This window comes from Ferruginibacter sp. (assembly GCF_031391665.1).
In the GTDB taxonomy this organism is placed as follows: domain Bacteria; phylum Bacteroidota; class Bacteroidia; order Chitinophagales; family Chitinophagaceae; genus Ferruginibacter.
This window is the reverse complement of record NZ_JANMUN010000263.1, coordinates 1-16,143: the sequence shown is the minus strand read 5'-3', so window position 1 is coordinate 16,143 and position 16,143 is coordinate 1. Positions and strand designations below refer to the sequence as shown.

Annotated in this window: 13 protein-coding genes and 1 pseudogene; 8 read left to right on the top strand and 6 right to left on the bottom strand. The window is 37.8% G+C overall.

The features are described from left to right. The 3 genes from ACY651_RS20385 to ACY651_RS20375 form a co-directional block, all read left to right on the top strand. Positions 1–1,215: MGH1-like glycoside hydrolase domain-containing protein (locus tag ACY651_RS20385; protein ID WP_462255367.1), on the top strand; the 1,215-nt coding region annotated here is incomplete at its 5' end. Positions 1,216–1,495: 280 nt separating this feature from the next. Continuing rightward, complete coding sequence (locus tag ACY651_RS20380) at positions 1,496–2,293, top strand: HipA family kinase (RefSeq protein WP_462255366.1); 798 nt, start codon at positions 1,496–1,498, stop codon at positions 2,291–2,293. Next, the gene (locus tag ACY651_RS20375) at positions 2,271–2,672 is read left to right on the top strand and encodes a DUF3037 domain-containing protein (RefSeq protein ID WP_462255364.1); all 402 of its coding nucleotides are present in this window, start codon (positions 2,271–2,273) and stop codon (positions 2,670–2,672) included. Before ACY651_RS20380 ends, ACY651_RS20375 begins: the two co-directional genes overlap by 23 nt. A gap of 244 nt (positions 2,673–2,916) precedes the next feature. On the opposite strand, the gene ACY651_RS20370 is transcribed toward ACY651_RS20375, so the two are convergent. After that, entirely contained in the window at positions 2,917–3,900 is a 984-nt protein-coding gene (locus ACY651_RS20370) for a phytanoyl-CoA dioxygenase family protein (RefSeq protein WP_462255363.1), read from the bottom strand. Between the two features lie 154 nt (positions 3,901–4,054). Here ACY651_RS20370 and ACY651_RS20365 point away from each other — a divergent pair, with 154 nt between their 5' ends. Next, a complete protein-coding gene (locus ACY651_RS20365) occupies positions 4,055–4,903 on the top strand; it encodes an AraC family transcriptional regulator (RefSeq protein WP_462255362.1) in 849 nt (282 codons plus the stop codon). 35 nt (positions 4,904–4,938) lie between these two features. Here ACY651_RS20365 and ACY651_RS20360 read toward each other — a convergent pair. Continuing rightward, positions 4,939–6,338, bottom strand: a pseudogene (locus ACY651_RS20360) (amidase). A gap of 531 nt (positions 6,339–6,869) precedes the next feature. Here ACY651_RS20360 and lpxD point away from each other — a divergent pair. Both lpxD and ACY651_RS20350 read left to right on the top strand, forming a co-directional pair. After that, positions 6,870–7,868 (top strand): UDP-3-O-(3-hydroxymyristoyl)glucosamine N-acyltransferase, encoded by a 999-nt coding sequence (gene lpxD, locus ACY651_RS20355; protein WP_462255361.1) that lies wholly within the window; start codon positions 6,870–6,872, stop codon positions 7,866–7,868. Positions 7,869–7,945: 77 nt separating this feature from the next. After that, positions 7,946–8,437 carry a hypothetical protein gene (locus tag ACY651_RS20350; protein WP_462255360.1) on the top strand — a complete coding sequence of 164 codons (492 nt, stop codon included), beginning with the start codon at positions 7,946–7,948 and terminating at the stop codon, positions 8,435–8,437. A 5-nt stretch (positions 8,438–8,442) separates the two neighbouring features. On the opposite strand, the gene ACY651_RS20345 is transcribed toward ACY651_RS20350, so the two are convergent. Next, the gene (locus ACY651_RS20345) at positions 8,443–9,507 is read right to left on the bottom strand and encodes a saccharopine dehydrogenase family protein (RefSeq protein WP_462255359.1); all 1,065 of its coding nucleotides are present in this window, start codon (positions 9,505–9,507) and stop codon (positions 8,443–8,445) included. Positions 9,508–9,720: 213 nt separating this feature from the next. Between ACY651_RS20345 and ACY651_RS20340 the strand changes: the two genes are divergently transcribed. Then, positions 9,721–12,990 (top strand): S41 family peptidase, encoded by a 3,270-nt coding sequence (locus ACY651_RS20340; protein ID WP_462255358.1) that lies wholly within the window; start codon positions 9,721–9,723, stop codon positions 12,988–12,990. Positions 12,991–13,056: 66 nt separating this feature from the next. Here ACY651_RS20340 and ACY651_RS20335 read toward each other — a convergent pair whose 3' ends face one another. The 3 genes from ACY651_RS20335 to ACY651_RS20325 form a co-directional block, all read right to left on the bottom strand. Beyond that, positions 13,057–13,662 (bottom strand): hypothetical protein, encoded by a 606-nt coding sequence (locus ACY651_RS20335; protein ID WP_462255357.1) that lies wholly within the window; start codon positions 13,660–13,662, stop codon positions 13,057–13,059. After that, on the bottom strand, positions 13,652–14,584 hold the full coding sequence (locus ACY651_RS20330; protein WP_462255356.1) for a hypothetical protein: 933 nt from the start codon (positions 14,582–14,584) through the stop codon (positions 13,652–13,654). Before ACY651_RS20330 ends, ACY651_RS20335 begins: the two co-directional genes overlap by 11 nt. Before the next feature lie 156 nt (positions 14,585–14,740). Continuing rightward, positions 14,741–15,190 carry a DoxX family protein gene (locus ACY651_RS20325; RefSeq protein ID WP_462255354.1) on the bottom strand — a complete coding sequence of 150 codons (450 nt, stop codon included), beginning with the start codon at positions 15,188–15,190 and terminating at the stop codon, positions 14,741–14,743. Positions 15,191–15,463: 273 nt separating this feature from the next. Here ACY651_RS20325 and ACY651_RS20320 point away from each other — a divergent pair. Further along, positions 15,464–16,143 (top strand): DUF2911 domain-containing protein (locus ACY651_RS20320; RefSeq protein ID WP_462255353.1); only part of this gene is annotated, 680 nt, incomplete at its 3' end.

The following is a 16,143-nucleotide window of genomic DNA, read 5'->3' as shown; positions in this document are numbered from 1 at the left end:
AAAGAAACTTACGGTGAGGGTGACGTGGTTTTTTTAAAAAGGGTTTTTCAAAAACTGCTCATCAATTTTACCTGGTGGATAAACCGTAAAGACCGTAATGGTAATAATATTTTTGAAGGCGGATTTTTGGGCCTGGATAATATTGGGGTGTTTAACCGCAGTCATCATTTTGCCAACGAAATGCAGTTAGAGCAGGCTGATGGTACAAGCTGGATGGGCATGTACGCTTTGAACATGATGGATATGGCAATAGAAATTTCCCGCCACGATATTGCGTTTGAAGATTCGGCAACAAAGTTTTTTGAGCACTTTGTATTTATTTCCGAATCGCTTAACAGCCACGCCATGTGGAATGATGAGGACAAATTTTTTTACGATACTTTATGTATTGCCGGTGCCGATCCGTTGCCTTTACGGATACAAAGTATTGTGGGGCTTACCAGTTTGTTTGCAGTAAGTACTATCGATAAAGATATTTTTGATAAGCTGCCCGATTTTAAAAAGCGTATTGACTGGTTTGAAAATTACCGTAAAAAAAATAACCGCTTTTGGCCCAACGAAGAACGTGGCGACAGCGATGAAATTTTAATTTCGTTAGTGCAAAAAGACCGGCTGATATTTTTATTAAACCGTTTACTGCACGAGGATGAATTTTTATCAGGCGGCGGCATCAGGGCTTTATCAAAGTATCACGAAGCAAATCCTTACTCGGTAACTGTTGATGGAGAAGTGTACAGCATTCAGTACGACCCCGGCGACTCTACCAGTAATCTTTTTGGCGGCAACAGCAACTGGCGTGGCCCTGTGTGGATGCCTATTAATTACCTCATCATCCGGTCAATTAGAAAGTATGGCGAATTTTATGGCGATCATTTAAAAGTGGAATGCCCTGTTGGCTCGGGTAACATGATGAATTTGATAGAAGTTTCGGAACTGCTTACACGAAGAGTGATCAGCCTGTTTGCCAAAGATGAAAAAGGCAGCAGAAAATCTTACGGCGACTACAACTGGTTTTACAACAAACCCGGCAACGAAAATTTAGTATTGTTTTACGAATATTTTCATGGTGATACCGGCGCTGGTTTAGGTGCCTGCCATCAAACCGGGTGGACATCGCTTGTGGCAGATTTAATTGGTGGTAAAGAAGTACCTAAAGAAGAATGGAAAGCAGGAACTGGGTATGAAATTTATACTGATGACGATGAAGAGGAATAGCCGCTGTATCTTTTATGTAACCATTATTAGTAGCTGTTAGCTACGCAATAAGCTATTTAAAGCGTAAATACTTTAATAGCCCCGTGGCTTTAGCCCGGGGAAAAATAGTAATTCGCTTTCAGGCTTTAGCCAAAATGCAAAAGACTTTTAAATAATGTGGCTAAAGCCTTTAACATTTTTATTGCAAATCCCGGTTTAAAGACCGGGGCAATTAAAACAGGTATTCAAATACATTTGTAATCAAAATACCTAATCCTAAATAATTTTTTTAAATTAGTATATGGGTGATGTACAACCACCATTAAGAAAAGTAAATGTTACCCGTTATGTAATGCCCTTACGTGAAGGCGGATCGTTGCCTGCAATTGCCGAAGCAGATGATGACTTTTTATATGTATTAAAATTTAGTGGTGCAGGCCAGGGCGTTAGAGCGTTGATTGCCGATTTGATTGGTGGAGAGATTGCCCGTATGTTGGGATTTAAAGTTCCTGAAATTGTATTGGCGAATTTAGACAGCGCCTTTGGCAGAACAGAGGCTGATGAAGAGATACAGGAATTGCTTCGGAAAAGCGAAGGATTAAATTTAGGCATTCATTATTTGGCCGGAGCTATTAGTTTTGATGCTGCGGTGGTTACTATTGATCCGTTTATGGCTTCGCAAATTGTATGGCTCGATGCATTGCTGACCAATGTAGATCGTACTGCCCGTAACACTAATATGCTGATGTGGAAAAAAGAATTGTGGCTGATAGACCATGGTGCAGCTTTATATTTTCACCACAGCGGTGGCAATTGGAAGGGGCAGGCAATGCGTCCTTTTGTGCCCATTAAAGATCATGTTCTTTTACCGCTTGCAAGCGAACTGGAAACAGTTGATAAAGTTTTTAGCGCATTGCTTACAACAGAACGCCTTCGATCCATAGTTGCATTAATCCCTGATGAATGGCTTGCTGACAATACATTTAATGCTACAGTTGCGGAAATGAAAAATATTTATGTACAGTTTTTAATTATAAGAATTCAATCATCCACCATATTTGTAAAAGAAGCACAACATGCAAGAGCATCACTTATTTGAATACGCAGTAATACGCATTGTGCCTCGTGTAGAAAGGGAAGAATTTCTAAACGTGGGAGTAATATTGTATTGCAAGCCATTACAGTTTTTGCAAACCATGTTTACAGTTGATGAAGAAAGGTTAAAAATTTTTGCAGGCTATTTAGATATGACAGCATTGTGTGAACACCTGAATGTTTTTGAAAAGATTTGTAATGGCGATACTGCTGCAGGAGAAATTGCAAAGTTAGATATGGCTTCACGCTTTCGCTGGCTTACTGCAACAAGAAGTACTATTGTGCAAACTTCAAAAACACACCCCGGTTTGTGCAGCAATGCAAAAGAAACACTTACAAAATTACATGCACAGTTGGTGTTAACTCCTCAAAAAGAGATTTAATTTTTTGTACTGATGCAGCTCATCAAAGTATATTACTTTCATTCTATTCCTTCAAAAGCTACAACAATTAAAATTTAATACCACTTAGACATTGAAAGAATACTGTCAGCCTGAGCTTATCGAAGGCGGGTTGACATTGCACCGGTTTCGACAAGCTCAACCTGACACTTTTTTAATCGGATAGATTCAATGTCTAATTGGTATAATCTTTACAAAAAAAATAATATTCACTAAAATGATTGCACTACCATTTTTCTAATCCTAATAATTTTTTTCCCAACTCATTTAATTGTGCCCTGCCATATTTTGTTTGTTCCCAATTGCGTGGGTCGCCGGGAAAAGCGTATCCTTCAGGCGCAATACTGTCTTTCCAGGAATTTATCCGCCATTGGCGCAACGCTTCATTATTTTCTTCTGCAGGCATCATTGAAATATATTGTGCCACCCGAACTTTATTGGCACTTTTGTTAGGGCGTATGCCATGCGGTTGAAGGCTGTTAAAAATTAAAAGATCACCTGCTTCCATTTTTACTTTTACAAATTCAAAACCAGTTGTATCGGGTTTAAAACGGTCACGGTCTTCGGGCTGCGTTAATTTCCATGTATCATAATTGCGAAACAGATCTGGTAAACATTGAAAGCCTCCCATATTTTCATCTGTTTGATCTGCCAGTGCAACTACACCCTGTACGTTTACAGGTTTTGTTTCGGGGTCGTAATCCCAATGAATAAATCCTTTTTGTTCAAACCCTGGTTTTATCGGAAAATTAAGATTAGCCCTGTCGATGGTAACCCATAGTTTTTCTGTTCCCCAAATATCTGCAAATGCATCATACACTTTTTGTGTCATGCGGTTATTCCATAAATGCTGATTATTATAAACTTCCACCATTCCTGTGTTAGTTAATTCTTTCATTTTCATTTCTGCCCGTGGTGGCGCATACCAGGTATCTGGGTTGTGTGGGTCTTTCTCTTCAAACTCCCATAAAAAATTTGCAGTTGCCAATGCCTGTTCTTTGGGTACCGCATTTTTTATAACAATATATCCGTTAGTGATCCAAAAATTCCAGTCGGCTTCGGTTAATACTTTAAGTGGTTTACCATTGCTTCGGTCGTTTAATTTAACAGCACTGCTTTTTGCAGTAGAAGGATTGCCGGGAATATCTTTATGAGCATTGTCCGGTTGCATTGTTGGAGCCATTGTGGGCACCATTGTTTTTTGTTCCATATAACACTATTTTATTTTTAATAAATGAATTTGTAATCGTTAATACAAAAATAACTTTGTAAGGGGGCGGTAATCAACCTCTGCAATGGCAGCTATTTGTACTGTATTGATATATTTTGCTATTTTTAAGAGCAGCTTTGCAAAATTGGCGCAAATGAAAGCAAAATTAGAAACCATAACAAGTGATAGTGACAGTTCGTTCAGGATACTGCTTACACCCAATTTGAATGAGTTGTTTTACTGGCACTTTCATCCGGAATACGAAATTGTTTATGTAGAAGCGGCCAGTGGATTTCGACACATCGGCGATCATATTTCTAAATACGAAGGCAGTGATATTGCATTAATTGGCCCCAACATTCCACACTTAAATTTTGACTATGGCGTAAAAACAACCGTGGATACTGTAGTGGTTCAAATGAAAGAAAACTTTTTAGGCACTGATTTTTTTTCATTGCCAGAAATAGCAGCAATAAAAGAGTTGTTTGAAAAAGCAAAAACTGGTTTGGCGTTTTACGGGGCAACAAAACAATTAGCCGGCGAAAAATTAAAACAATTAACAGTATTACCGCATTTTGAACAACTCATTACGCTGTTGCAGGTTTTTAATTTATTAGCTAAAAGTGAAGAAGTAGAAATGCTGAAAGCAAGACCAATTGCCAGTGCATCGGTATTAAAGGAACAGCAACGTTTACAAAAGATCTATCATTTTATTGAAGCCAATTATCAAAATGAAATTGACGTGAATGCTGTTGCAAAAATGTGCAACCTTACCACCGCAGCATTTTGCAGGTATTTTAAAAAATCAACTCATTATACCTTTACCCATTTTTTAAATCAATTCCGGATAAATCAATCCAAAAAATTATTACTGCAAAACAAAAATGTTACAGAAGCATGTTACGAAAGCGGCTTTGCAAACATTTCTTACTTTAATAAAATTTTTAAAAAAATTACCGGTGAAAATCCCTCTGCATTCAGAAAGAAACATTTGATGGAGTAATTATTGGCAACTGTCTTTAACTTAAAATGTATTAGCTATTTAAAAAATTCCGGATGTTGCTTATTAAATTCGGTTGCATCCTGGTAGGCTTTGGCAGCGGCTAACAAAGTTGCTTCGCTGTATAATTTGCCAACCAAAGTAATGTTAGTGGGTAAATTATTTTTATTATATCCTGTCGGGAAACAAATTGCAGGATGACCGGTAAGATTGGTGATGGCTACCTGGTTGCCACCGTAAGTGGGGCAAATAAAAACATCGTATTGGTTGATGATGGCATTTACTTTTTGCATCAGCAAATAACGATGGCGGTAAGCATTTATATATTCTACCGCAGGTATAAAACGTGCCGAACGAAATTGATTGGGCCAGTCATTTTTCCCCTGCCTCGTCATCATATCATCCATTTCACTTCTTGTAAAATCATCAAACTGTGCGGCACACTCTGCACTGATGATAATGCTCATAATATCAAAATTATACACTGTGGAATCAGGAAAATCAACCGGAATTAATTGGGCACCGAGCTTACGGTACACTTCCAAAACTTTTAATTCATTACCCAAAGTATCGCCTTTATCAAAATAATTTTTAGCATAAGCAATTTTAAGTTTTGTAAAATCAGTTTTACCGGTATAATTAAAAGGCATGTTTACAGCAGCCTGGTCTTTACCATCGGTGCCATGTAAAAAATTATATACAATTGCAGCATCTTCGGCACTTCTGCAAATGGGGCCAACTTTATCAAGACTGTAACTTAATGCCATGGCACCGCTGCGACTGATGCTGCCAAAAGTAGGCCGCAAACCTGTAGCGCCGCAATTGGTAGATGGAGAAATGATGGAGCCCCATGTTTCGGTACCAACGGCAAAGGGCACCAAACCTGCAACAGTAGCCGCAGTTGAGCCTGCAGAAGAACCGCTGGAACCTCTTTTTAAATTCCATGGGTTTTTTGTGCGGCCGCCATACCAATAATCTCCCATGGCCAATGCACCCAATGTGAATTTTGCAATAAGCACAGCACCTGCATCTTTTAATTTGGTAAATACATACGCATCTTCCTCAATAGTTTGATTTTTATAGGGTGCTGCACCCCAGGTAGTTTTTGTTCCTTAACAGCAAACAAATCTTTTAAACCATAAGGAATGCCATGCAATGGGCCACGGTATTTTCCGGCAGCAATTTCTTTATCGGCCTGCTGCGCCTGTTGCATAGCTAAATTTTCTGTAACAGCAATAACGCATTGCAGGGTGTCGCCATATTTTTTTATACGGTCAATAAAAAATTGAGTGAGCTCAACAACACTTATTTTTTTATTTTTTATAAGAGAGGCTAATTGCAGAACAGAATAAAATGCCAGTTCATTTTTATTTTTTGGCAAACTAACTTTTGCAGGAATTTTCCAGTTAACCGCATTTTGTTTATTATTAAAAATCATACCCGGTAATACGGGAGTTTGCCAGGTACTTAATGGCACACTGTTATCTAATTTATGCTGCCGCATTTTATTAAATTCCTTCAAAGTATTTTTAACATCATCAAAAAGAGAATCTCTTTCTGTTTGTTTAAATTGCAGCCCTATCACTCTTTCGGCAGCAGGAATATCTTTTATAGAAATGGTATCCTGGCAAAAAATAGTACTGCTGATGAACAGTAGCGGAGTTATAATAAATATTTTCAATTTTATTTTTTTAGAGAGGAAAGTTACTGATTAATTTTTGCGTTGTAGTTGCTAAACTTTGATTGCGGGCACTACAAATAGTCGCCATATTTTTTTCAACGCAGAGAAAATGAGATGGAGAGTTTACGCTGAGAACCTCTGCGATAACTCCTTTTCTCATTTTCTCTGCGTTAAATTTGCTGCCCAGCCTGATGCTTTAGCTACAATTTGAAATGCACACCCTTCGATTTGTAAAAATATTTTGCCGGGAATAAATTGTACATTCATACTTTAACCAAAAACAAACTAATGAAATCTTTTAGTATTGAACAGATAAATGAAAAACTTAAAGGGGTTATAGTGGGCAGTACTGCACAAACCATAACCGGCCCCGAACAACTGGAGCAGGCAAGCAATACTCAAATAACTTTTATTGGCAACAGAAAATATATAAAACTTTGGGAAACCTCCAAAGCATGCGCTGCAATTATTAATGCAGATATTGATTTAGAACCGGGAGCAAACAGGGCTTTTATAAAAGTTAAAAATGCTGATATTGCTATGGCAGAATTGCTGGAACTTTTTATTCCTGATGCGCCAGCATTTGACGAAGACATTCACCCAAAAGCAGTGGTACATGCAACAGTAACAATGGGTAGTGGTTGTAAAATTGGTGCAGGTTGTTATGTAGGAAAAAACGTAACGCTTGGCAACAATGTAATTTTGTATGCCAACACCACTGTTTTAGATGATACAACAATCGGTAACAACACCACCATCTGGAGTGGCGCAGTGGTTAGAGAAAGATGTGTTATTGGAAGCTATTGTATTATTCATCCCAATGCATCTATTGGTGCAGATGGGTTTGGTTTTCGCCCCAGCCCCGATGGAAAAGGACTTTTAAAAATTCCGCATATTGGAAATGTAATTATTGGCAACGGTGTAGAAATTGGTGCCAACAGTTGTGTTGACAGGGGAAAGTTTAGTGCAACAGTAATTGGCGATGGTTGTAAAATTGATAACCTGGTACAAATTGGTCACAACAGTAAAATGGGCCGTTGCTGCATAATGGCAGGAAGCAGTGGGCTAGCCGGATCCGTTACATTAGGTGATGGCGTTGTGGTGGGTGGCAGTGCAAGTATATCTGATCATGTAATATTGGGCAATGGTGTACAGGTTGGCGGCGGCTCCGGTGTTTTAAGTAATTGGGAAGATGGTAAAAAAATATTGGGTTACCCGGCGGTGGAAGCAAGAGAAGCATTAAAGCAATGGGTAGTGCTGAGGAAACTGGCAAAAGAATCGAAATAGTATTTTTATTTTTTGTATAGAGACATCCAAAAAACAAGGTGAAGAAAGTATTATACATCTACAATAAAATGATAACAATGAAAACGCATTTTTTTTTAATTGTAATAATTATTACAGTTTTTTCCTGCAACACAAAAAAATCTGAAGAAAAAAATACGGATAGCGACACTGCTGTTTTAAGTACTGTTACCGATAGCAGCAATATAAAAATTGATGGTCATTATTTTTGGTCGGCAGAGCTTGCACCAAAAACAGGAGTAATTATGAAAAGAACAACACCTTTAGCTGCAGACTCGGTAACAGTACTTAATATTATACAAATGCTTAACGATACTTATCCTGAAATTCCTTTGAAGTTTTTAAAATTATCTAACGATACAATGTTTGTAAAAGTAAGCAACAGTAAATATCTAACCCAACAAATGGGCTCCAGCGGCCCCGAAGTTTACATGGCAGATGTAACTTATAATCTTACAGAAATTGCAGGAGTAAATTTTGTTGCTATTATGTTTAAAGAAGGCGATCATGCACAGCCTGGCATTTTTTCAAGAACTGATTTTGTAAAATAAAAAAATCATTGCTCAACAATTTCTCTTTGTACTCCCAGTATTTCCATTACTAAATTTTCGTCATAAGCAATGGCTGGTGTTTGGTAGCCGGGTGTAAAATTTCCGCTCAGCACTTTTTGTGTAATAATTAATATACTGTGTGTGGTTAAAGTATAGCCTTCAGGGCCGCTTAGCCGCACGGTAACTTTTTTGCCGGCTGCATTTATTGCCTGCCCCCAAACAAAACCAATAGCTTTATCTCTTTGCTCATCACTTGGCCCGGCAGTTTTTTGTTTAATTTTATTTTTGATGTAGTTACGCATAACATTTGTACGCAACAGCCAGTTAAATAAAGGTTGCAGTTTTAAAACATGGTATATCTTTTTAGAAATACCGGTATAAGTTTCTATATCCGGAATGCCCGTGGTAAAATATGCAGTAGAAATATCGCCCCATGGAATACTCATTACAAACAATCGCTTTGCACCAAAATCAACCCACATTCCTTTTTGCCCCAATCGTGTACGAATTATTTTTCCATCTTTTCTTGCACAACCGCCTTCGCCTGCTTTAGTAGCCATAGTAATTGCTGTACCATGAGAAAGCCCGCCACCCACACTTGCAAAAGCTAATTGTAAAGCCACAGCATCAGGTAATAATTTTTTTAATTGCAGCGCAATACAATCGGTAGGCACCACATCAAAACCGGCGCCGGGTAACAGCATGATGCCTGCTTTTTTTGCTGCAGCATCGTAAATTTTTATCATTTCAAATACTGCAATATCTCCATTAATATCTAAATAATGTGTACCGGTTTGTAAACAGGCTTCTATCATTTGCTTTGCAGTAAATTGAAATGGCCCCGCCGCATGTATAACCACTTTTACTTCTTTTAATGCAGCATGTAATACAACGGTATCATCTAAACTAAATATTTTAAATGGCAGATTGAGTTTGGTGGCAAGTGGTTCTATTAATTCTTTTTTTCTTCCGGCAAGTATGGGTTGTAAATTATATTGTGATGCATAGCGGGCAATCAGTTCGCCGGTGTATCCGTTGGCTCCGTACAGCAGAAATGTATTTGTTTGCATTTGTAAAAGTACAACAGCGCATGCAATGCCGGCACTTTCTTTATTTCAATATTTTTTTAAGATTACAGGGGTTAAAAAATATTGCATTGTTTAAGTTATTAAAGTAACTTCGGAATGCGGTTTTATTCATCCTTTATTGGCTATTTTTTTTAACCCGCTAATTATTTTTATCTTTTTTAAATACTTTACATTAAACTCCCTTAAACCATTTTTATGAAAAAAATTAAATCAATAGTACTACCGCTGTTATTGTTTTTTCCAGCAGATTTATTTGCCATTGATACAAAAGATACCCGTATGCTGGCACAGCCTGCAATAAGTGCAGCTAACATTGCATTTATTTATGCCGAAGATTTATGGGTTGCCAACAGAGATGGATCGCAACCACGACGCATAACTGTAGACAGAGGCATCGAATCTAACCCCGTATTTTCCAGCGACGGAAAAACAATTGCTTTTAATGCAGAGTACGATGGCAACGTAGATGTTTTCACTGTACCGGCAGAAGGCGGCATCCCCACCAGGTTAACCTGGCATCCATCACCTGATATTGTTCGTGGCTTTTCAAACGATGGTAAATCGGTGTTGTTTGTTTCTCAAAGGGTAACTTTTTCTAACAGGTACGGACAATTGTTTACCGTTCCGCTTAGTGGTGGTATGTCTGTACAATTAGATATTCCCAATGCCAGTTGGGCAACCTATTCACCAGATGGAAAACAAATGGCTTACAATCCTATCAACGATGCTTTCCGCCAATGGAAACATTACCGGGGCGGCTCCATCTCCAATATTTGGATATATACTTTTGCAGATCATAACACCTTAAAAATTCCGCAACCCGAAGGGGGCTGTAATGATGTTAATCCTATGTGGATGGGTAATACTATTTATTTCAGAAGCGACCGTAACGGAGAATTTAATTTGTTTTCTTACAACACTGCATCAAAAAAAATAGAACAGCATACCAGCTTTAAAGATTTTCCTGTTGTAAATGCTTCTGGCGGCAACGGAATGATTGTGTTTGAGCAAGCGGGGTATTTGCATACTTTTTCTCCCGGGCAAACAAATACCAACAGGTTAAAAATTGGAATAGCTGCAGACTTACTGGAGCTGCGGCCACGTTTTGTAAAAGGTGCAAAGTATATAAGAAGTGCTGCACTTTCTCCTTCGGGCCAACGGGCTGTTTTTGATTTCAGGGGAGATATAATTTCTGTACCTGCAGAAAAAGGTGATGCCCGTAATCTTACACAAACTGTTTCGGCTCATGAAAAATTTCCTGCCTGGTCACCAGATGCAAAAAGCATTGCCTATTTTTCGGATGCCGGCGGCGAATACCAGCTTGAAATAAAATCGCAGGATGGAAAAGGCGAAGCAAAAAAATTTAAACTTAACGGAACCGGCTTTTATGCATTTCCAAAATGGTCGCCGGATGGAAAAAAAATAAACTTTGTTGATAACGGCCGTAACCTGTATGTACTGGATGTGGCTACAGGTGCAATAGATAAAATTGATGCCGATGAATTATACGTACCCGGCCCGTTTCGTAATTTATTTGGCGACTGGTCAGCAGATTCTAAATGGATAGCCTACACTAAAGTAACAGCTACACAATTTAAACGTATTTTTTTATATTCAGTTGATCAGCAAAAATCATTTGCATTAACCGACGGATTAAGTGATGCCGCCGAGCCAATTTTCGACAGGGGCAATAAATACCTCTACTTTTTTGCATCTACCAATGCAGGGCCGGTACTCAATTGGTTCGATCAATCGAATGCCGATATGCAAAGCAGCAGTTCTATTTACCTGGTTACGCTGCAAAAAGAAACTATTTCTCCTTTTTCAAAAGAAAGTGATGAAGAAAAAATATCTGCAGGATCCGGTGGAAAAGAAACGGCGGATACTTCTAAAACAAAAAAAGATGCTGTTGACAAAAAACCGGCATTGCTCAGCATAGATTGGGAAGGCATCCAAAACCGCATTATCGATTTACCCATTAAGCCGGGAAATTATGAACAACTGGCAATGGGAAAAGAAGATGAGTTATTGTATGTTGCTTACAGTAATGACAATCCTGAAACAGGGATGTTACATAAATATGATATAAAAAAACGCAAGGATGCTGAGGTAACCACAATGGATGGTTTTGTACTTTCTGCCGATGGTAAAAAAATGTTGTATAAAAATGGACCCGCCTGGGCCATCAGCAACGCAGGAGAAAAAAATGAACCTGGAAAAGGTATGCTGAATACTGCAGATATACAGGTAAAGATTGAGCCTGAGGCAGAGTGGCCGCAAATTTTTGATGAAGCATGGAGGGTTAACCGTGATTATTTTTACGACCCCGGAATGCATGGTGCCAACTGGTTGGCCATGAAAAAAAAGTATGAAGTCTTTTTACCTCACCTTGCCTGCCGCAGAGATTTAAATGTTTTGATACAATGGATGTGCAGCGAACTTGCAGTAGGGCATCATCGTTTAACCGGCGAAGGAGACTTGCTGAATACACCCGAAAAAGTTAGTGGTGGTTTATTGGGTGCAGATTATACAGTTGATAAAAACCGCTACCGCATTAAGAAAATTTATGGCGGCTTAAACTGGAACCCTAATTTAAGGTCGCCCTTAACCGAACCTGGCGTAAATGCAAAAGAAGGTGATTATTTACTGGCAGTTAATGGGCAGGATGTTACCGCAGCGGATGAACTGTATCGTTTTTTTGAAAACACCGCAGGTAAAATTGTAGAATTAACTATTGGCAGCAACCCCGATTATAAAGGATCGAGAGTGGTAAAAGTTGTTCCGGTTGCAAATGAATTTGCATTACGCAACCGCAACTGGGTAGAAGGTAATTTAAAAAAAGTTAATGACGCCACCAACGGGCAGGTGGCTTATGTGTATGTGCCTAATACTGCTGGATTGGGGCATGAATATTTTAAACGATACTTTTTTCCGCAAGCCAATAAAAAAGCGATAATTATTGATGAAAGATTTAATGGTGGCGGGCAACTGGCCGATTATTATATTGATATTTTACAGCGGCCTTACCAGGCATACTGGAATATGCGTTATGGTAAAGATTTAAAATCTCCCAGTGCATCTATACAGGGGCCAAAAGTTATGATCATTGATGAAACTGCAGGGTCGGGTGGAGATATGCTGCCCTGGATGTTTCGTAAATTTAAAGTAGGTACGCTGGTGGGTAAACGCACCTGGGGAGGGCTTGTTGGCATTTTAGGATTTCCTGAGTTTATTGATGGAGGTGGAGTTACTGCACCCAATGTAGCTATCTGGACAAAGGATGGTTTTGTTGTAGAAAACGAAGGTGTTGCACCTGATGTAGAAGTAGAACAATGGCCTGCAGAAATAATTAAAGGCAGGGATCCGCAGTTAGAAAAAGCCATTGAAATTGCTTTAAAAGAATTGGAAAAAAATCCTGCGCCGGAACCTAAGCGGCCACCTTATCCTAAAAAAGCAACCAATTAATCATTAATACAAACGGGTTATCAAAAAAAGATAACCCGTTTATTTTTACTTTCTCTATACAAAACATTACCTGAATTTACCCGAAATGGTATAACACACTTTATCATTAATCCTGTTAAAAATCTGGCCGTTTATTTTCCGCAGCCGTCGTGTTTTTCTTTTATCCAATAACCTGCCTTCGCTATCAAAATATTGCGGCAGGCTAAAATAAGTAAGTACATAATATTTATGGTAAGCCAATGGCGCTTTTAATGCCACAGGTTTTATCGACATAAAAATGAGGGTATTCTTTTTCTCATCTACATAGTAATCAAAATTTTTAATCCAGGTGCAGCGTATGCTTTGCATTTGATTGATGAGCTCATTAACTTTAGGTGCATTTAAATGAAATTTTTTAAGTGTATCATTCAACCTTGCTTCCCCGGCAGCAAATTCATATACATAACTCAGCGTATCTGTAATAAATTCAAACGATATGGTTTTAAAATCTCTTGATGTAAAGCCAATCGTAAATGGCGATTGCTGTGCTAAACTTTTATAGTTTTCTTCAATTTTATCCAGCACCTTTTCGTTTTGATAATAATATTTTGTAGAAATATTTTTAGGTGAGCACGAAAAAATAATAAATACTGGCAGTACTGGTAATAAGGAGCGTATTATATTAGTTAACATCAACTTGTTTTTTTGTACAGTAAGTAATTCCAAAAATAATCCGTTTAAAAAATGCCGGCGATAATTGCATTTGTGTTCGGCCACCATAATCCCAGTACACCAGTGTAATAATTCCATTTGCCTCCTTCACGCTTTCGGCCACAACAAAATGGGTGGGGAAACTTACTTTAATTTGAACATGATTTTTTTTGTGCACTATACGGTTATTAATATACAACACCACCATACCTGTTGCTAATCTTTTACTGATGTACTGATAAAGATTTCCTATATGCGGACGAATAAGATCCGAACCATTTGCTTTTACTTTATACCTCAGCAAACTTCTTACCATACCGTTAAACTTGGCATAATTTACCGATGCCCACCGGGTATCTTCATCACCTGAATTATATTTTCGGTTAAATAAATTAATGTAGCCTTTGTAATGATCTGCCAACGCTAAAAACCACATTTGTTCTGCAGGATGAATATCTAAAATACCCTTGAATTTCATGAGGCCTGCTTCTTTTTTTACTGCAGCCGACGGATTGAATACACTGTTGCCAAATTGCGCTTTCCCATCTTTATATAATTGCAATAATAATTTTGCATAACCAAGAGGATCATCTTTTAATAGTAAATAAGTTAATGCACCGTAACCGCAAAAGTTAGTGCCATTACCAGGGTAAATGCTTATGGGGTTGTGAATATTTATTTTTATATTTTGAAGAAACAATGCCGGTTTAATATTTGGCCAAAATGTGCTGGGTGTTAAAATTTTAATACTATCAATAAAAGTAATTGCCTGTTGTTGGGTACTGGTGGATAGTGAATCTTTACCGGGCAGATATTCAGGATTTGCATTACCACGACTGGTAAAACAAAAACATAAAACCAGTATTAATACATACTGTTGTTTAAATATTCCTCTTGCTTTCAAATTATTTTTTTAATTGCTGGTAAAGGTAGCCCGTTATAAAGCGGCATTCCTAACTGTTAGGTATGCAATATTAATGCCCGTTTTTTATTGCTTACCTTGTTTGGGCATAGCATTAACTTTCAGGCAATGCATGGCATAAAAAAAGCGCAAAAGAAATTATTTCTGGCTCCTCTTTTTTTCCTCTTCCGGAAACTTAACTGAAAGCGGCCCGTTGCCCACAATGAGGAAATAAATAAGCAACAGCAAAATTAAAATAGATAAAAATAATTCGGAATATGGCCTTAATACATCCTGAGAGGAGTTTACAAAAATAATGGCACCAATCAGTATAGGTATTTGTATTAAACAGGCTGCACGGGTAAACATGCCGATGGTTAAAAAAAAGCCACCCAAAATATGGGCAAACGTAACATAGTGACCTAATAAAATAATTAAGAAAGATCCAAATGGCGACCTTAACGACATGAGGCTCACCAGGTCGCTGGTGTTACGCAGAAAATCGATGCCTTTGTACAGAAGAAAAATGCCCAATGCTATACGAATAATATCCAGCCATTTTGGGTGATGCCTGTCACCCCAGTACTCAAATTTTTGTAAGAGGTTCATATTATATAATTTAAAGCTGAAGGAATAAGAGCTGTAATAAATTTAATAAATTTTAAGGAGAGATGCAAGCAGTTTTTTAAACGGGCACATAAATAAATGCTGATTTTTATTAAGATGCAGATAATAATATTTTATTAGAACACTGCTCTGCACTGCATAAAATTTTTATAGACTAACATCTTTTACAATTATTCGTAATCCTCATTTATTTCCACTCATCCTGTTTTAGTAAAAATGTGATGGTATTTTTTTATTTTTATTAAAATAACTGTCATGAAAAAAAATAAACTCTTTACAACTATTCTTGCCTTATCTATGTTTAGTTTTTGTACCGCACAAAAACTTATTACCCCGGCGGATGGCGGTAATAAAAAAGCTATGGTAAGCGAACGCATTGGTATTACTGAAGTAACTATCAATTACGACAGGCCGGCAGTAAAAGGGAGAGAAGGAAAAATTTGGGGCGACCTTGTGCATACAGGATTTAGCGATTTAGGTTTTGGTACCAGTAAGGCTGCACCATGGCGTGCCGGTGCAAATGAAAATACCCTATTTACTTTTAGTACCGATGTTATGATAGAAGGCAAAGCTTTAGCAAAAGGGACTTACGGTTTTTTCATTGCAATGGGTACAGGCGATGCCACGCTAATTTTTAGTAACAATTCCACTTCGTGGGGCTCTTATTTTTATAATGATAAAGAAGATGCATTAAGGGTTGTTGTAAAAACTATTCCTTTAAATGAAAGTGCAGAAAGGTTGCAGTATCAGTTTATAGATGAAAAAGATAACAGTGCTGTTGTGGCTTTAACATGGGAAAAATTAAAAATTCCTTTTACCATATCTGTTGATTATGTAAAAACTCAAATTGAAAGTTTTAGAAGACAGTTAAGAAATGATGAAGGCTTTGAACCTGATGCATGGGTACAGGCCGCAAATTTTTGTGTGAATAATAA